The sequence below is a fragment of the Janthinobacterium psychrotolerans genome, assembly GCF_001677885.1.
In the GTDB taxonomy this organism is placed as follows: domain Bacteria; phylum Pseudomonadota; class Gammaproteobacteria; order Burkholderiales; family Burkholderiaceae_D; genus Janthinobacterium; species Janthinobacterium psychrotolerans.
In genome coordinates, this window is record NZ_LOCQ01000035.1 from 1 (window position 1) to 18,527 (window position 18,527).

At 63.1% G+C, this 18,527-nt stretch carries 14 protein-coding genes; 7 read left to right on the forward strand and 7 right to left on the reverse strand.

Translation table 11 applies throughout. The features are described 5' to 3' along the window. The coding region (locus ASR47_RS01960) for an IS1/IS1595 family N-terminal zinc-binding domain-containing protein (RefSeq protein WP_150127639.1) at positions 1 to 370 on the reverse strand (370 nt) is incomplete at its 3' end. Positions 371 to 773: 403 nt separating this feature from the next. Between ASR47_RS01960 and ASR47_RS01965 the strand changes: the two genes are divergently transcribed. From ASR47_RS01965 to ASR47_RS01980, 4 genes are all read left to right on the forward strand, one after another. Further along, entirely contained in the window at positions 774 to 2,087 is a 1,314-nt protein-coding gene (locus tag ASR47_RS01965; protein WP_065306091.1) for a dicarboxylate/amino acid:cation symporter, read from the forward strand. A 101-nt stretch (positions 2,088 to 2,188) separates the two neighbouring features. Further along, positions 2,189 to 3,181: a porin gene (locus ASR47_RS01970; protein WP_065306092.1), complete on the forward strand. Its 993-nt coding sequence runs from the start codon at positions 2,189 to 2,191 to the stop codon at positions 3,179 to 3,181. A gap of 108 nt (positions 3,182 to 3,289) precedes the next feature. Continuing rightward, positions 3,290 to 5,197: a sensor histidine kinase gene (locus ASR47_RS01975; protein WP_065306093.1), complete on the forward strand. Its 1,908-nt coding sequence runs from the start codon at positions 3,290 to 3,292 to the stop codon at positions 5,195 to 5,197. Then, entirely contained in the window at positions 5,190 to 6,536 is a 1,347-nt protein-coding gene (locus tag ASR47_RS01980; protein WP_171898870.1) for a sigma-54-dependent transcriptional regulator, read from the forward strand. The genes ASR47_RS01975 and ASR47_RS01980 overlap by 8 nt, the downstream gene beginning before the upstream one ends. Here ASR47_RS01980 and ASR47_RS01985 read toward each other — a convergent pair. Beyond that, the gene (locus ASR47_RS01985; RefSeq protein WP_065306094.1) at positions 6,529 to 7,275 is read right to left on the reverse strand and encodes a metallophosphoesterase family protein; all 747 of its coding nucleotides are present in this window, start codon (positions 7,273 to 7,275) and stop codon (positions 6,529 to 6,531) included. The two genes, ASR47_RS01980 and ASR47_RS01985, sit on opposite strands and share 8 nt — an antisense overlap. 156 nt (positions 7,276 to 7,431) lie before the next feature. Between ASR47_RS01985 and ASR47_RS01990 the strand changes: the two genes are divergently transcribed. From ASR47_RS01990 to ASR47_RS02000, 3 genes are all read left to right on the forward strand, one after another. Continuing rightward, positions 7,432 to 8,280, forward strand: coding sequence for a porin family protein (locus ASR47_RS01990; RefSeq protein WP_065306095.1), 849 nt, complete (start codon positions 7,432 to 7,434; stop codon positions 8,278 to 8,280). Between the two features lie 255 nt (positions 8,281 to 8,535). After that, entirely contained in the window at positions 8,536 to 9,426 is an 891-nt protein-coding gene (locus tag ASR47_RS01995) for an ABC transporter ATP-binding protein (RefSeq protein ID WP_065306096.1), read from the forward strand. Between the two features lie 10 nt (positions 9,427 to 9,436). Then, on the forward strand, positions 9,437 to 13,021 hold the full coding sequence (locus tag ASR47_RS02000) for a M1 family aminopeptidase (RefSeq protein WP_065306120.1): 3,585 nt from the start codon (positions 9,437 to 9,439) through the stop codon (positions 13,019 to 13,021). A 102-nt stretch (positions 13,022 to 13,123) separates the two neighbouring features. Here the strand turns inward: ASR47_RS02000 and ASR47_RS02005 are convergent, their stop codons facing one another. The 5 genes from ASR47_RS02005 to ASR47_RS02025 form a co-directional block, all read right to left on the reverse strand. Continuing rightward, positions 13,124 to 13,903: an acetoin reductase gene (locus ASR47_RS02005; protein ID WP_065306097.1), complete on the reverse strand. Its 780-nt coding sequence runs from the start codon at positions 13,901 to 13,903 to the stop codon at positions 13,124 to 13,126. 141 nt (positions 13,904 to 14,044) lie between these two features. After that, positions 14,045 to 15,148, reverse strand: a complete 1,104-nt coding sequence (locus tag ASR47_RS02010; RefSeq protein WP_065306098.1) for a hypothetical protein — start codon at positions 15,146 to 15,148, stop codon at positions 14,045 to 14,047. 45 nt (positions 15,149 to 15,193) lie between these two features. Continuing rightward, a complete protein-coding gene (locus ASR47_RS02015) occupies positions 15,194 to 16,597 on the reverse strand; it encodes an alginate export family protein (RefSeq protein WP_150127640.1) in 1,404 nt (467 codons plus the stop codon). Next, on the reverse strand, positions 16,584 to 17,477 hold the full coding sequence (locus ASR47_RS02020; protein ID WP_065306099.1) for a glyoxalase: 894 nt from the start codon (positions 17,475 to 17,477) through the stop codon (positions 16,584 to 16,586). The genes ASR47_RS02015 and ASR47_RS02020 overlap by 14 nt, the downstream gene beginning before the upstream one ends. 225 nt (positions 17,478 to 17,702) lie before the next feature. After that, on the reverse strand, positions 17,703 to 18,494 hold the full coding sequence (locus ASR47_RS02025) for a hypothetical protein (RefSeq protein ID WP_065306100.1): 792 nt from the start codon (positions 18,492 to 18,494) through the stop codon (positions 17,703 to 17,705). Between the last annotated feature and the right edge of the window lie 33 nt (positions 18,495 to 18,527).

The following is an 18,527-nucleotide window of genomic DNA, read 5'->3' on the forward strand; positions in this document are numbered from 1 at the left end:
TGGTGTTGCGATGGATGCTTACCTGGCTGGCGGCCTTGCGCACCGAAAACGAGTTGAGCAGGCAATCGGCATAGGCCAGCCAGCGTTCCTTGTGGTGCAGATGCGCCAGCGGCGTGCCGCTCAAGGCGTTGAAGGTTTTGCGGCAGGGCACGCAGCGATAGCGCTGCAAGCCGTGGGCCTGGCCATGCCGGTGGAAGTGTGTGGATAGACATGCCGGACAATGCAGTTGCGCCTGCGCTGTCTGCTCGATCAGGGTGACGGCCGCAGCCTGTGGCGCGCTGGTGCGCAACAATTCGCCGCTGGCAAGGCGCTGGCGATGCGACAGTTGCGGGAATTGCCTGGCGAAGGCCTGCCACTGGGCGGTGTCCATGATCGGCTCCTGGAAGGAAATACCTGATCAGTTAGACCTCAGCAACTGCGGCGCGTTCCCACCGTATTGGGTGACATAGCCTTTTATTTTCGGCAATCCTGTCATTTCAATCAGCACGCCAGCTGTATGAAAACTCATACATGCAGGCTGCCCGGCGTCCAATATTTCGCGCAACCGGGCCCGGCATGCGGCTTCCTGACAACAAAAAATCACCTTGTAATCAATAACTTAATAAGTTCTGTACCAAAAGTCGTTTTCAGGCATATCCTTTGCTATGTAGTGACCTTGCAGCAAATAAACGCTGGCATGCAAGAGCTTGTTTTTTCGGCAGTATTCCTTCCAAGCTTAAGTTGCTCGCTATTTATAATCCGCTCACAGCGGCGATTTACTGGAGGAGTCACCAATGAAAAAGAAACGGCCATTAACCCTATACATCCTGATTGCCATGATCCTGGGCATTCTGGTGGGCTACGCCTGTCACACCGCTTACCCCGATACGGCCGTCAGCGCCAAGATCGCCAGCAATATTTCCATCGTCACCGATATTTTCCTGCGCCTGATCAAGATGATCATTGCGCTGCTCGTGTTCTCCACCCTGACCGTCGGCATCGCCCACATGGGTGACGGCAAGACGGCCGGCCGCATCGGCCTGAAAGCCATGTGCTGGTTCCTGGTCGCCTCGCTGGTCTCCCTGGCGCTGGGCATGGTGCTGTCCAATATCATGCAGCTGGGCACCAATTTGGGCTTGCCGCTGCCGGACGTGCATGCGTCGACCAACCTGAAGACCGCCGCTTTCACGATGAAAGACTTCTTCACCCACTTGGTGCCGAAGTCGCCGATCGAGGCGATGGCCAACAACGAAATCCTGCAAGTGCTGGTGTTTTCGATCTTCTTTGGCGGCGCACTGGCCGGCCTGGGCGAGTCGGGCAAGGCCCTCACCAATGTGATCGACCAGCTGGCGCAAGTCATGCTGCGCATCACCGGCACCATCATGAACCTGGCCCCGCTGGCCGTGTTTGCCGCCATGGCCTCGGTCGTCACCACCCACGGCCTGGGCGTGCTGGTCACGTTCGCCAAATTCATGGGCGGCTTCTATGTCGGCCTGATGTGCCTGTGGGCAATCCTGATCGCCGCCGGCTTCGTCGTTATCGGCCCGCGCATCTTCAAGCTCGTCAGCCTGATCCGCGAACCGTTCCTGCTGGCTTTTTCGACCGCCAGCTCGGAAGCGGCCTATCCGAAACTGCTGACCGCGCTCGACCAGTTCGGCGTGGACCGCAAGATTTCCAGCTTCGTGATGCCTTTGGGCTACTCGTTCAACCTGGACGGCTCGATGATGTACTGCACCTTTGCCGTGCTGTTCATTGCCCAGGCCTACGGCATCGACCTGTCGGTCGGCACCCAGATCACCATGCTGCTGCTGCTGATGCTGACCTCGAAGGGTATCGCCGGCGTGCCGCGCGCCTCGCTGGTGGTGATTGCCGCCACCTTGAATCAATTCAATATTCCGGAAGCCGGCCTGCTGTTGCTGATGGGCGTGGACCAGTTCCTCGACATGGGCCGTTCGGCCACCAACGCGGTCGGCAATGCCGTCGCCACGGCGGTTGTCGCCAAGTGGGAAGGCGGCCTGGCCACCGAAGAAGAAGCGGCGGCAGCCAATGCCGCCAACATGAATACCGAAAGCCATTGGGGCGAAGCAGACCACGCTAGCAAGGCTTAAAACGATGGCCCGCCACAAGCGGGCCATTTATTTAATCTCAATGTTGAGTAACAAGCAGTCGGGCAGTGCAATCAGTAGTTAACCCTAATAGAGAGATTTTCATGAAAAAAGTCCTGTTTACCGTATTGGCTCTCGGTGCTTCCTGCACCGCCCTGGCGCAATCGAGCGTCACCGTCTACGGCGTGGCCGATGCCGGCCTGGTGGTCGACAAGAACGCCGCCGGCGACCGCCTGACCCGCGTCGCTTCGGGCGTCGCCTCCGGCTCGCGCCTGGGCTTCAAGGGCAAGGAAGACCTGGGTGGCGGCCTGGCCGCAACCTTCGTGCTGGAAAGCGGTTTCAATATCGATACGGGTACTTCCGGCCAGGGCGGCCGGCTGTTCGGCCGCCAGGCCTATGTCGGCCTGACCGGCAACGCCGGCGCCATCACCCTGGGCCGCCAGTACTCGCCGTACTACCTGGCCCTGCGCGACGTGGCCGATCCGTTCGCCATCGGCCTGGCCGGCACGGCCTCGAACGTCATGGCGACGACCGGTTACCGCGTCGACAACATGGTGCAGTACGCAACCCCGAGCTGGAACAAGCTGTCGGGCGAGCTGGCCTACGGCTTCGGCGAAGTCGCTGACGACAACAAGAAAAACCGCAGCCTGGGCGGCGCCGTGCACTATGTCGACGGTCCGCTGAACCTGACCCTGACCCACCACCGCAAGGAAAATCAGCTGGCCACGGCCGATACGCGCAACAGCCTGCTGGCCATGCGCTATGACTTCGGCGTGGCACAAGCGAACCTCGGCTACGCCGACAACCGCGCCGAGAACAACAGCAAGAGCAACGATATGCTGCTGGGCGTGACCGTGCCGTTCGGCGCGACCAAGCTGATCGCCTCGTACATCCGCCACAACGACAAGAGCAACCTGAACCGCGACGCCCAGCAATGGGCCATCGGCGGCTACTATGCCCTGTCCAAGCGCACCGACCTGTACACCGCTTACGGCCATATCAGCAACAAGAATGGCGCCGCGTTCGTGGTCGGTAACGCCACCGACGACGGCACCGGCAATACCGGCTTCAATCTGGGCATGCGTCACACGTTCTAATCGCGGCTGATTGCAGCGCAGGCCGCCGGATGCAGATCCGGCGGCTTTTTTATTTTCGCGAATACTTCAATGCGATACTGTAAGTTCTTGCAATTGGCAGCTGATTTTATGGATAGCAATAACACCTCCCCTCTTTCCTGGCGCCAGCGCCTGGCGCAACGTTCGGCCCACAAGGCAATGGCCTGGGGCGTGGTGCTGGCCGCCTGCCTGGCCATCGTCTGGCTGGTGTATTTCTGGACCGAACGCATCGCCATCGGCAAGCTGCAGGCCAGCGGCGCGCAGCGCCTGGAGGTGTATGTCAGCAGCCTGGAAAACGCGCTGGAAAAATACGATTTCCTGCCCAAGACGCTGGAACTGAACCGCGACGTGATCCGCCTGCTGCAGCACCCGGAAGACCCGGTGCTGGTCGACACCGTCAACAACTACCTGGAGCAGATGAATGCCCAGGCCAAGTCGTCGACCATTTTTATCAGCAACCTCGACGGCAACACGCGCGCGGCCAGCAACTGGCAGCGGCCCGACAGTTTTATCGGTGACAATATCGCCTTTCGCCCGTATGCCCAGGATGCGCTGCGCGGCACGCCGGGGCGTTTTTACGGCGTCGGCACGACGCGCCTGGAACCCGGCTATTTCTTTGCCCACGGCATCTATCAAAACGGCCGCATGCTGGGCCTGGCCACCGTCAAGCTGAACCTGGAAAACCTGGAAAAACGCTGGGTGCAGGGCGCCGACAAAGTGATGCTGGCCGACGAGCACGGCGTGATCTTTTTGAGTTCCGTGGCGGACTGGAAATACAAGACCCTGGCGCCGCTGTCGCCGGCGGTGATCGAAGAAATCAACCGCACGCGCCAGTATTATTCGAAGCAGCTCGACACCATCCCCTTTGTGTCGGACCGCCAGCTGGGCAATGGCGCGCGCGTGATCAGCGTGCGCGAGCAGGAGCGCGCCGATGCGCCACAGAAAATTACTTCCAGCGTGATGACGCAGATGAAATTGAAGTCGCCCAACGGCTGGACCTTCATTTACCTGTCGGACCTGGCGCAAGCGAAGGCCAGCGCCCGCTCGGCGGCCGCGTTTTCGGGCGTGCTGCTGGGCTTTTTCGTGCTGCTGTTTTTTTATGTGCGCCAGCGGCGCGCGGCGGTGGCGCAAAAACTGCGCGCCCGCGAAGACTTGCAGCACGCGTATGACAACCTGGAAACCATGGTCGAGGAACGCACTTCGGAACTGAACGCCATGACGCAAAGCCTGAGCCAGGAAATCGAGGTGCGCAGCAAGGCCGAACAAAAGCTGCACATCACGCAAAACGAACTGTTCCAGGCTGGCAAGATGGCGGTGCTGGGGCAGATGTCGGCCAGCATCACGCACGAGCTGAACCAGCCTTTGACGGCCCTGCGCACCATGTCCGACAACGCCGTGATCTTGCTGGAACGGGGCCGGCTCGACGATGCGCGCCGCAACCTGGCCAAGATATCGCAGATCGCCGCGCGCATGGGCACCATCACGGGCCAGCTGAAGGTGTTCGCGCGCAAGTCGACCACCAGCCTGACGTCGGTCTCGATCCCGACGGCGATCAGCAACGCGCTGTTCCTGGTCGAGCGCCGCCTGCAGGTGGAAAACGTGCGCTTTACCTTGCAGCTGCCGCCCGACGATATCTTTGCCGTCTGCGAAAGCAACCGCCTGGAGCAGGTGCTGGTGAACCTGTATGCGAACGCGCTCGACGCCATGAACGGCAGCGAGGTGCGCAGCCTGCGCGTGACGGTCGAATGCCAGGCGCCGCTGGTGCTGATCCATGTGGCCGACACCGGGCCGGGCCTGTCGACGGAAGTGTACGAACATCTGTTCGAGCCGTTTTTCACCACCAAGCCGCAGGGCCTGGGCCTGGGCCTGGGGCTGGCCATTTCCGAACAGATCACGCGCCAGTTCGGCGGCCTGCTGCGCGCCGACAACGCGCCCGGCGGCGGCGCCATATTCACCATCGAGTTACAGATGGCAACGCAGGAGGATAAGCATGTTTGATGGTTTGAAAGTGTTGCTGGTCGAGGACGATCCGACCGTGCGCGAAGGCAGCGAGCAGGCGCTGCAGCTGGCCGGCCTGGACGTGCTGGCGTTCGACTCGGCCGAGCAGGCCTATAAACTGCTCACGCCCGACTTTGCCGGCATCGTGGTGAGCGACGTGCGCCTGCCCGGCATGAGCGGCCTGGACTTGCTGCAGGCGATCAAGCAGCTCGACGCCAACCTGCCGGTGATCCTGGTGACCGGCCACGGCGACATCACGATGGCGGTGCACGCCATGCGCACCGGCGCCTATGACTTTATCGAAAAGCCGTATTCGTCGGAGCAGCTGGTCGACGTGATCCTGCGCGCGCTGGAAACGCGCCGCCTGATGCTGGAAGTGCACAGCCTGCGCCGCCAGCTCGAAGACGGCGGCGGCATCGAGTCGCGTTTGCTGGGCAATTCGCAATCGATGCGCGATATCCGCCGTCTGATCCTCGACGTGGCGGACGAACCGGCCGACGTGCTGATCTATGGCGATACGGGCACCGGCAAGGAAATGGTGGCGCGCTGCCTGCATGACTACAGCCACCGGCGCAAGCACAATTTTGTCGCCGTCAACTGCGGCGCCATCCCCGAAAGCATCTTTGAAAGCGAAGTGTTCGGCCACGAAACGGGCGCGTTTACGGGTGCGGCCAAGCGCCAGGTGGGCAAGATCGAGCATGCCGATCACGGCACGTTTTTTCTCGATGAAATCGAGAGCCTGCCGCTGTCGCTGCAGGTGAAATTGCTGCGCGTGCTGCAGGAGCGCTATATCGAACGGCTGGGCTCGAACATGGCGACGCCGGTCGACGTGCGCGTGGTGGCCGCCGCCAAGCTGGACCTGGAAGAACTGTCGCAGCAACAAAAATTTCGCAGCGACCTGTATTACCGCCTGAACCTGATCGTGCTGCACCTGCCGCCGCTGCGCGAGCGGCGCGACGATATCCCGATGCTGTTCGAGCATTTCGTGCTGGCCGCCGCCGCGCGCTACAACCGCGCCGCGCCGATGGTGTCGAGCGCGCAGATGCGCAAGCTGATGGCCCATGGCTGGCCCGGCAATGTGCGCGAGCTGCGCAATATCGCCGACCGCTTCGTGCTGGGCATCGCCGGCGGCAGCTCGAACCTGCTGGCCACCGGCGCGCAGGCCGAAGCGCTGTCGCTGGCCGAGCAGGTCAACGGCTTCGAGCGCGCGCTGATCGAGCAGGAACTGCGCGCCTATGCGGGCAACGTCAGCGAAGTGAGCACCGTATTGGGCCTGCCGAAACAGACCCTGTATCACAAGATGCAGAAATACAACCTGGTGGCCGAAGAGTTCAGATAGCCGCTGCCACCCGGCCGCTGCGCAAGGGCGCCACCCAGTCCGGCCGGCCACGGTCCAGCGCCAGTTGCGCCGCCGTTTCCCAGTCGTAGTCCACCTGGTGAAACCGCGCCTGCCAGCGCCCCTGCGCGTCGTCTTCGACGATGGCGTAGCGCGCATGCGGCGTGCCGTTTTCCATCACATGCGCATAAGGATGCTCGTCGTCATAGGCTGGCAAACCGGCGCTGCCGGGGTTGACGATCAATCGGCCATCGGGCAGCGCCATGCTGCGCGGCAGATGCGTATGGCCGCATAAAATCAGGCCCGCGCTGGCGTCGCCGGCGCGCTGCGCCACTTCGTCCATGGTGGCCGCGCGGCTGCCCTGCGGCGTGACGGTGTCGAGGAAATATACGAGGTCGCTGGCCGGCGTGCCATGCACCAGCAGCACGTCGTGACGCAGACGCAGGGTGCCAGGGAGCGCCGCGATCCAGTCTAGCTGCTCCGGCAACAATTGCGCGCGCGCATAGGCATCCGATACGCCCATGCGCGCCGGGTCGGCCAGCAACTGGCGCTCATGGTTGCCGCGAATGGTGGGCAGCGCCAGCGCCATCAGGCGCGCCGCCGTCTCGCGCGGCTGCAAAGGGCCCGAGACGATATCGCCGAGGTTGACGGTGACGTCGACACCGCGGCGCGCGATATCGGCCAGCACGGCGTCCAGCGCGGCAAGATTGCCGTGGATATCGGAAATGGCGGCAATACGCATGCTGTACTCCCTGGTTTACATTGGTAGGACAATTCTGACGCAAATCTGCGAAGTGCGGCTACATCGGCAATATGGCGTAATTGTTACTATTTCCGTATTGCACTGCCGCATCCGCTGCGGCGCCACTGCGCCATTTTTTTTCAAGAGGAGTTGTCCATGTTTGCCCTGTCCGCGCCCACCCGCCTGTCGCCACCCCGTTTGCGCCATCTTGCCATGCGCAGCGCCATGCTGCTGGGCATCGTGGGCGTGACCGCCGCCGGCTCGTCGGCGCATGCCGAACCGTCGGTGGCGCTGGACCGCGCCAGCATCTCGCTCGGCGCCTTTTACGCCGACCCGCGCATCGACATCGGCGCCGACACCCAGTTCGGCCGCCTCGATGCGCCGGACTCCAATCCCAAGCACACGACGATTCCGCGCATCAAGGCCGACCTGCTGATCGGCGACCGCCATGGCCTCAATTTCGACTACTACCGCTACGACAAGAACTATACGCCTACCCTGTCCGGCCAGACCATCATCAATGGCCAGCCCGTCACCGGCCGCGCCAGCGCCGACGCCGACCTGCAGCTGGACCTGGCCAAGCTGGCCTACAAATGGTGGCTCGGCGAAAACCAGGATACCTTTGGCATCGGCCTGGGCGCGGCCTACTACAGCGCCAAGCTCGACGGCACGGCAACCGGCCTGGTCAATGGTGTCAGCGCCACCGCGCGCGACTCCGTCAGCGAACACGCGTTCGCGCCGCTGGTGGAAGTGGCATGGCGCCACGCCTTCACGCCGGACGTGCGCATGTACATGGAAGCGTCGGGCATCAAGAAAAACGGCGGCACCATCAACGGCCATATCTACAGCGGCAATATTGGCGTGGAGTGGTTTCCGTTCAAAAATGTCGGTTTCGTGGCCGACTACGGCATCTCGAAAATTGCCCTGCGCCGTGACAGCACCCGCGACGCCGACCTCAATATCCGCCTGACGGGCCCGTCGGCCTACGTCAAGATGCGCTTCTGATCGTCTTTTTCCGACTGCGTCCCCGCCGCCTGCGGGGACGTTGTCGTTTACAGAGCGCCTTTTCGCACCGTCGCTCATCCCTCCCTGCCGCATTCCAGCCCCGTGTTTTGGTTATTGGTCGCAAAAATATTATTTACTTTTCAATTGACGATACAGTATTGTCTGTAAGTAACATCCGCTATCGCGGACGACCAGACAGACCGGCCGACACGAATCGGCCGGCACCTTTACCGTCAAGCCCAGGAGAGTGCCGTAATGCTATCGATCAAACAACTGAACAAAACCTATTCCAATGGCGTCAGGGCCATCCATGACGTCAGTCTCGATATTCCGAATGGCATGTTCGGCCTGCTGGGACCGAATGGCGCCGGCAAGTCCTCGCTGATGCGCACGATCGCAACCTTGCAGGACCCCGACAGCGGCAGCATCACCTTCAACGGTGTCGATGTGCTCAAGGACAAGGAAGGCCTGCGGCGCCAGCTCGGCTACCTGCCGCAGGACTTCGGCGTGTATCCGAAAGTCAGCGCGGAAACCTTGCTCAATCACTTCGCGGTACTCAAAGGCCTGACGGAAAAAGGCCCGCGCAAGGAGGCGGTTGAAGCCTTGCTGCAGCAAACCAATCTGTGGGAAGCGCGCAAGCGCAAGCTGGGCACCTATTCGGGCGGCATGCGCCAGCGCTTCGGCATCGCCCAGGCCTTGCTGGGCGCGCCGCGCCTGGTGATCGTCGACGAACCGACGGCCGGCCTGGACCCGGACGAACGCAACCGTTTCCTGAATCTGCTGGCGAAGATCGGCGAACAGGTGGTGGTGATTCTGTCGACCCATATCGTGGCCGACGTGACCGACCTGTGCCCGCGCATGGCGATGATCGTCAAGGGCCAGGTGCTGGTGCAGGGCGAGCCGCAGGCGGCCATCGAGACCTTGAACCACAAGGTATGGCGCCGCAGTGTTTCCACCGACGAGCTGGCGCGGTACCAGCAAAGCCTGAACGTGCTGTCGACACGCCTGGTCGGCGGCCGCCCGCAGATCAATGTCTATGCCGACAGCCAGCCCGACAGCGGCTTCGTGCAGATCGCGCCGGACCTGGAAGACGTGTACTTCCTGCATGTGCGCCATGCGGCCCGCGCCGCAAGCGCACAGGCATAAGGGGCGCGCCATGTGGAAGGAATTTTTCAAGTTTGACCTCTGCTACCAGTTGAAGCAACCGCTGCTGTGGGTGTTTGCCGCCATCCTGGCGCTGATGGCCTTTGGCGTGACCACCAGCGACTCGGTGCAGATGGGCGGCGCGATCGGCAACGTCAACCGCAATGCGCCCACGGTGGTGGCGCAGCTGCTGGGCATGTTCACCCTGCTGTCGATGTTTCTGATTACCGTGTTTATCGCCGGCGCCGTGCTGCGCGACAGCGAAGTGGGCATGGCCGACATGCTGTTCGCCACGCCGATGCGCAAATGGGACTACCTGTTCGGCCGCTTTGCCGCCGGCTTTGTCGCCTGCCTGGTGATTTTCGTGTGCATCGCGCTCGGCACCATGATCGGCCCGCTGATGCCGTGGGTCGATACGGCGCGCGTGGGTCCGTTTTCGCTGCACACCTATGCCTGGACCTTTGGCGTGCTGGTGATTCCCAATCTGCTGTTCGTCGGCGCGCTGTTGATGCTGCTGGCCGCCACCACGCGCTCGATGCTGCTGGTGTATGTGGGCGTGCTGGCGTTTTTCGTGCTGCGCACCATCGCCAGCGTATTTACGCGCGACATCAACAACGAATGGCTGGCGGTGCTGATCGACCCCTTCGGCGTGACCGCCTTTGGCCGCATGACGCGCTATTTTACCTCGTCCGAAGCGAACACCAGCCTGCCGCCGTTCGAACACTTCCTGCTGGCCAACCGCTTGCTGTGGCTGGCCATTACCGCCGTGCTGTTTGCCGCCACCGTGATCCTGTTCAAGCCGCAGCGCACCGGCACCGGCAAGCGGCTGTTCGGCAAGCACAAGGCGCCAGCGGCAGTGCCCACCGTGGCCGCGCCTTTGCTACTGCCGCGCATTGCGCCGGCGTTTGGCGCCGCCACCGCCTGGCGCCAGTGGTGGCAGATCCTGCGCTTCGACGCGGCCGGCGTATTCAAGAGCGTGCCCTTCCTGGTGATGCTGCTGTTCGGCGTGATCAACCTGGTGGCGGGCGTGAGCATGAATGCCAAGATGTACGGCACGGCCGTCTATCCGATGACTTACCTGATGTTGCAACAGATCAGCCAGAGCTTCAGCTTCATGCTGATCATTATCGTGACCTTCTATGCGGGCGAGCTGATCTTCAAGGAGCGGCAAGTGAAAATCGCCGACGTCAGCGACGCCATGCCGGTGGCCGACTGGACCCCGCTGCTGGCCAAATGCACCGCGCTGGTGGGCGTGGTGGCCGGCTACATGCTGGTCGGCGTGGTCACCGCCATCATCTTCCAGCTGGTCAGGGGCGGTGCACCGGTCGAACTGGGCCTGTACCTGGAAGGCACCTTGCTCGGCACGCTGTTCTTCGTACTGATGGGCTTGTGCGCCATCGTGCTGCAGGTGCTGTCGAACAATAAATTCATCGGCTATTTGCTGGTGATCCTGCTGATGGTGTCGCAGGCGGTGCTGGGCATCATGCACTTCGAGCACAATCTGTACAACTTCGGCGCCATGCCCGACATCAAGTATTCCGACATGAACGGCTATGGCCACTTCCTGGCGGGCTGGCGCTGGTATGCGCTGTACTGGAGCCTGTTCACGGTGGCGCTGGTGATGCTGGCGCAGGCGTTCTGGGTGCGCGGCCTGTCGGCCGGCTGGCGCGCGCGCGTCAGCCTGGCTGGCCGCCGCCTGAAGAGCAGCACCGGCGCGGCGCTGGCGGCGGTGCTGCTGTGCTGGATCGGCACCGGTGGCTGGATCTTCTACAACACCAATGTGCTCAACGACTATGAGCCGGCGGACAAGGCCATGGACAAGCAGGCCCGCTACGAAAAATTGTATCGCCAGTACAAGGACTTGCCGCAGCTGAAAATTACCGACGTGCAGGCCGATGTCGACATCTACCCGGAGCAGCGCAAGGTGCTGATCAAGGGCCACTATCTGCTGCAGAACAAGAGCGCGCAAGCGATCGATACCCTGCGCATCCAGCGCAATCCCGACCTGGAGACCAAATGGTTGAACCTGCCCGCGCACGGCAGCGAGCTCGATGACAAGGATCTCGGTTTCAGCATCCTCAAGCTGGCCACGCCGCTGGCGCCCGGCGCGCAACTGCCGCTGGACTTCACGGTGGCCGTCACGCATGAAGGCTTTACCAACAGCGGCGCACCGGACCCGGTCAACCTGAACGGCACTTTCTTCAACAACGCGGCCTTCTTTCCGCACTTCGGCTACCAGAGCGACATGGAACTGAAGGACCGCAACGAGCGCCGCAAGCGCGGCCTGGGCGAACCGCAGCGCATGGCCAAGCTGGAGGACAAGGCGGCCTACGGCAATACCGTGTTCGGCAGCGAAGCGGACTGGATCAGCTTTGACACCACGGTGTCGACCAGCCTGGATCAGATCGCGCTGGCGCCGGGCTACCTGCAGAAAAGCTGGGAAAAGGATGGCCGCCGCTACTACCACTACAAGATGGACCAGCCGATGATGCCGTTCTTTGCCTATCTGTCGGCGCGCTGGGAGGTGAAAAAAGGCGACTGGCACGGCGTGCCGATCGAGGTCTATGCCGACAAGAAGCACGGCTACAACCTTGACCGCATGATCACTTCGGTGCAGAAGTCACTCGACTATTTCAGCGCCCAGTTCACGCCCTACCAGCACCAGCAGGTGCGCATCCTGGAGTTTCCCGGCTACGCCAGCTTTGCGCAGTCGTTTGCCAATACCATTCCGTATTCGGAGGGCATCGGCTTTATCGCCGACCTGCGCGACAAGGACGATATCGACTATGTGTATTACGTCACGGCCCATGAAATGGCGCACCAGTGGTGGGGCCATCAGGTGACGGGCGCCAATGTGCAGGGCGCCTCGATGCTGATCGAGTCGCTGGCGCAATACTCGGCGCTGATGGTGATGGAAAAGGAATACGGCCGCGACAAGCTGCGCCGCTTCCTGCGCTATGAGCTGGACCGTTACCTCAGCGGACGCGGCGGCGAATTGATCGAGGAACTGCCGCTGGCGCGCGTGGAAAACCAGCAATATATCCACTACCGCAAGGGCAGCCTGATCTTCTATCGCCTGCGCGACGAGATCGGCGAAGCGGCCGTCAACCGCGCGTTGAAACGCTTCCTGCAAGACAAGGGCTACCAGCAGGCGCCATTTACCACCACCAATGAACTGCTGGCGTATATCCGCGCCGAAGCGCCGCAGGACAAGCAGGCCTTGATCACCGACCTGTTCGAGAAAATCGTTTTCTATGACAACCGCGTCAAGGAAGCTTCCGCCGTCAAGCGGCCCGATGGCCAGTGGGATGTCACCATGAAGCTGCACCTGGCCAAGCTGGAGTCCGACGGCAAGGGCAAGGAAAGCGCCCGCGTCTATGACGAGCCGGTGGAGATCGCCATCTTCGCGCGCGCCCCGGGCGCCAAGGAAAAGGACGAGAAAGTGCTGTTCATCGACAAGCGCGTGTTGATTGGCAGCGATCCGGTGGTGACCATCACGGTCAGGGAAAAGCCGTTCGAAGTGGGGGTCGACCCGTACAACAAGATGATCGACCGCGTGTCGAGCGATAACCGCAAGGAGGTAAGTAGGTCGGATTAGGCGAAGCCGTAATCCGACAACATTGTTGACGTCAACGGTGGTGTCGGGTTACGCGCAAGCGCTAACCCGACCTACACGAACGATGCAAATTCACGTCATCGCTTAACGGTACACCATCCCGCCATCGATCAGCGGCGCCTGCCCCGTCATGTAGTCCGAATCGGGCCCGGCCAGGAACGACACCAGGCCGGCCACGTCGTCCGGCGTTTCGGCGCGCCCCAATGCGATGCCGTCGACAAATTTCTTGTACGTTGCGCCCAGTTCGGCGCCCGTCACTTCGGCCATGCGCTTGTCGATCTCGACCCACATGTCGGTGCCGACCACGCCGGGGCAATAGGCATTGACGGTAATGCCATCGACCGCCAGTTCGCGCGCCGCCGACTGCGTCAGCGCGCGCACGGCGAACTTGGTGGCGCAGTACACGCCCAGCAAGGCGAAGCCGTCATGGCCGGCGATCGAGCAGGCATTGATGATCTTGCCCTTCTGGCCGCGTTTCTTGAAACTTTTCGCCGCCGCCTGGATGCCCCACAAGGTGCCCTGCACATTGATGCGCATGATGCGATCGACCTCTTCGGGCGTCACATCGAGCAGCGGCGCCACTTGCGCGATGCCGGCATTGTTGACCATGATGTCGAGGCCACTGAGTTCCTTTTCGGCAAACGCCACCGCTGCGGTGACCTGCTCCAGCCGCGACACATCGGCGATATAAGTGAAGGCGCGGCGTCCCAGCGCACGTACTTCCGCTGCGGCCGCATCGAGTTTTTCCTGGTGCAGATCGACCAGCATGATATCGGCGCCATCTTTTGCCAGCCGCAAGGCGATCGCCTTGCCGATGCCTTGCGCCGCGCCCGTGACCAGGGCCACTTTTCCTGTGATACTCATGTGCTTTCCTTTCGAAATCAGCGCCCCCGCAACAGGCAGGTTCGCTTCCAGCTCCATCACAAACCTTTTTGACGGCGAGCGAAAGTGCGCACGCGACAGCAATGTGTCAAAGCGCGAGGCAGGTCAAGGAAACGGCAATTGTCAGCTCCCGCCTTTGACATACACGGCATACACGGCGAACGGCAGGCCGATGATCATCGACAGCCACGGCCAGGTGGCCACGATATGGGCAAAGGCCAGCAGCAGCAGGCACACCACCGCCAGCACCACCACGAAGACGATGCGGCGCAACCACTTGCGCCCCGGTGGCGTCACCGGATCGGCATATTCTGGCGCCTGGGGCGTGCGACCCTCCTGCGGCGGCTTGACTTCCTTGCCGCGCGCCGCAGGCGTGGCGGCGCCGGGCGGCAGTGGCAAGGGGATGCCGTCGTGGCTCTGCCGGCATTCGTTGGCGCAGCGCAGCTCCGCTTCGACCACCCAGCCATCGAGACGGCGGCCCCAGTCGTCCACTTTCGCCGCCGCTGCCGCGTCGAGGCCCTGGTAGTAACTGCTGTCATTTTTAAAATGCGTGTCGTTCCCGAACTTGGCCTGTTCCCGGTACAGCGAGCCCAGCACGCCATGCGCCAGCACCGTCGCGCTGCCGCTGGGAAACAGCGCAAACCTGGCCCACGCTGCGGGTGGCGTCGATGGCAGGATGACCGGCCCGGGCTGCGCCAGGCTGGACGGCATCGTGATCTCGAGATCGGCGGCGATGCTGTGCGCGAAGGCCTTCCAGTTGGTCTCCGGCACCTCCAGCGTGCCGCCGCGCTCGTCGACGCACCAGTAGCTGTCGATCTGCCCGCCCCAATGTGTGGCGTCGGGAAAGATGGGTATGCCCGGCACGTCCGGCACCAGCGGATGGTCGCGCCAGGCGGGGCGCTCGACGCCGACGGCCCAGATCTGGTGGCGATCACGGAAATGCGCCACCACCGCGTAGTCGCCATAATCGATGACGGCCGGGCTGGCGATGCCGAATTCGGCCAGCAGGTGCAGCGACAGGCGCACCGCGCCCGATTCTTTCAGGATGCCCAGCCACCAGGTGAAATCGTCGGCCAGCAGGGTGTTGCCGTCGAGTGCGCGGAACTGCAGGCGGGCGCCGAAAAAAATGCCATGCCGGTAGCAGTCGTCCAGCGCCAGCTGGCCGCGCAAGCATTGCGTGCCATAGCTGACGAGGGCGATCTGGCGGTGGGTCGATTCGGATTGCAAGCCGGGCTCCTGTCATGGTGGGAACAGCGAGCTTAACACCATCGCCTACCAGCCGAATTTCAATTCCATGCCCAGGTAGTTGGCATGGTCGCCGCCCGCCGCGCGCAAGCTGTCGCCGGCCTGGAAGTGCACCGCTTCGAGCGAGGCCGTCACGTTCGGATTGATGCTCCAGTCGCTGCGCAATTGCGCGTAGGCGCCGGTCCAGCGGCTGCCCTGCCCGGCCGTGCGCGGCACGCCCGACATATTCTGCACATAGACCGCGTCGCCGGTGCTCTGGCGCCACTGCAGGCCCAGCGAGGTGGTGACGCTGAGGGCCTTGAGCGGCTTGAAGTTCAGCGACGGTTTCAGATGGATCAGGTTGCTGTAACCGGTCAGGCCGGCCAGCGAAAAATAATAGCCGTTGGCAAACAGCGGATTGAAGGTGCCCAGCCTGCCATCGCCCGCGTGCCGGTCGCCCGAGGCCATGTCGAACTGCAGGCCCGCGCGCGGCGTCCACGGTGCGCTGGCAAAGGTATAGCCGGCAACCGAACCGAGCGCCCACGCCTGCGCGCGCTTGCTGCCCACCTGGCCGCGCTGCAGCATGGCTTCGATATCCCAGTCGATGGCGCCGCGCTTGCCGTTGTAGCGCAGGTCATAGACGTCGCGCCGCTCATTTCCGGACGCATCGAGAAAACGCGCCTCGTCGCGGCGGTAGCGCGAGTAGTAGCCGGAAATATCGCCCGGCCCCAGGCCCTGGTATTCGGCGCGCAGGCCGTCGAGGCGCAGGTGACTGTTGGAGTAATCGTCAAAGGTGGTGCCGCTGCGGTTTTGCACCGGCTGCGTGGCGTAGCCGATCAGGCGCCAGGGACCGTGCTCCCAGTCGGCCCAGACGCCGTCGAAGGACTGGCGCACATTGGGGCCGTCGCGCGCGGCGATAAAGCGCTGCAGGTCGAAGGCCATTTCCTGGCGGCCCACGCGCAGCTTGACGGCGCCGTTGTCGGTCGGCACGGCCACGGTGGCGAACAGCTGCTCCACGTCCAGCTTGTCCTGGTCCGGCGGCGCCAGCGTGTGCTTGTGAAAAGCACGCGCGTCGACCAGCTGGCCGAACAGCTGCACGTATGGCCCTAAGCGCAGGTCGGCGTGCACATTGGCGCGCTCGATCAGGTAGCCGTCCGGGCGCGCGCTGCCGGCGCCGAACAGCGGCGTGGCGATGTGCTCGTAACGCTCGCGCAGGCCGGCGCCCAGCGACAGGTAGGAGCCGCCCTCGCTGAGCGGCAGGTATTTCAGATGGTCCAGCGGCTGGCGCGGCAGGCAGGGATCGGCCAGCGCGCGCCAGTTTTCATTCCAGCGGTTGAAGTTGAGCGCGGGACGCTGCGCATCGCAGGCAAGCTCCCCGGCGCCGGCACCGCCGGCACCCAGCAGCGCCAGCAAGGCGCCGCCGAGGCGCATCACGGCCTTAGTGCACGGCATCGTGGATCTCGCTGATATAGCCGCCAGGGAACTGCAGCATGGCGCTGACATTGCCCTTGCTGGTCTTCAATGGCGGCACCAGCACCGTCACGCCATTGGCGGCCGCCTTCGCCAGGGTGGCCGCCATGTCGTCGACCTGGTAGCCGGTGCTTTCACGGCCATACGGGAACGGCAGCTTGCCATCGCTGACAAACACCGTCATCTTGCCGAAGCCCGAAGTCAATTGCACGCGGCGAATCGCGTCGCCGCCGCGGCCGATTTCAGCGCCGTCGATCTTCTCGTCCGCCACCACTTTCGCATGCGCGAACTGCTTGAACTGGGCCAGGAACCTGTCGGCCGAAATCGGCGAAATATAGACGCGGTTGTCGGGCACCGAGTGCAGCGGCGCATACGACGGCGCCTTGGTATGCCAGTACAGCTGCATGTTGATGCCGCCGGCCCACTGGATCAGCACATCCTTGCCGATCGGATCGTCAAACGGCGCGACGGTCACGTCGGCGCCCGCCGCCACGGCCGCGTCGGTCGCTTTATCAATATCGGTGACCAGGTAGCCATTGCGCTCCGGGCCGAAGCCGTAGGGAATCGGCGTCTGGAAGGCGAATACCGACAGCATGCCGACCGGCGTCTGGATATATTGCGAGGCCGTCTTGCTGGGCGTGGGCGTGACGGTAAAGACGGCGCGCGGCGAGGCCTGGCCGCCAAAGGTGCCGACAAAACTGTTGACGAAAGCGTCGATGTCGGCGTTCTGCACATACACGTGGGTGGTGTCGTATTGCGGCGCGACCGACACGTCGGGCGCGGCGAAAGCGGCCAGCGGCAGGGACAGCGCGGCGACCAGCGCGCCGGCGGCAAGGCGGTTCAGCAAGGAAGGAAGTGCCATGGAAAGCTCCTGGAAAGGGATGGCGGCCTGGTTGACCGCATCACCGCACTGTACGGAAAACTTGCCCGGCCTTGCCCTGCCATTGGTTCAGCTCAAGGCCTGGCAGGCGCCAACTGGCCATAAGACAGGGCGGCGACAGCCCATGTGCAAGGCTTGTAGCATCGGCCGCACCTCCATGCTTCCGAGGCGCCCGATAAGCCGGCGCCGCCGCATCCGCTGTAGCGCTTAGCAGACGTCCAGCTGGATGATCTGCACCGCCGGCGCACGCAGTTTCTGCTTCATCTTGCCGAACCAGCCCTGGCTGGCCTGGCGCTCGTACACGGCCGGCAGCGCCGTCAGTGCCTCGCCCAGCCGCCCCTCGCCGGGCAGGCTGTCAAACACGCGGCAACGCCAGCTGGGCTGCAGGAACTGGCGGCTCAGCAGTTCCAGGGCCAGCCCATGCTCGTCCCTGCCGCCACTGAGCCAGCCCATCAGCATGGGCTTGACGCCGGTCATGCTGACCAGCGACAGATGCAGGCTGGCGATGTCCGCATGGCTGGCGCAGTACGCGCGCGCCTGCGCCGCAAAGCGCTCGACGGCCTGCGCCAGCTGCCCCACCTCCTCCGCCGTCACCGGCACGCCCTCGTTACCGAGCACTGCGCTGTCGCGCAGGTGCATCAGGCCGTCATGCGAAATGGCCAGCAATTGCTCACCGTCCATCAGGGCGACGTCCAGCCGGGTCGACTCGGCAAACAGGAGCAGGAAGCGGAACGGCACGCAGACGTAGCTGCCGCTAGCCAGCCCGGCAGCAGCCTCGGCTTCGTTGAGGTAGGCCGGCAGCAGCGGCAGCTCGTCGCCTTCGCGCTCGGCCAGCTGCAGCGTGGTGGCCGTCTGATTGTTCGCCACCGCCACCTGCTCGCCCCGCGCCCAGACCGGCATGGACCAGACTTCCTCGCGGAAGCGGGGCAGCGCCGAGGTGAGGGCGCCAGGATCGGCCTCCAGAAGCTGGGAAATAATGTCGAATGAGGGATGTGCCATGCGAGGTTCCTTGCGTAAGGTGAACAGGTGCCT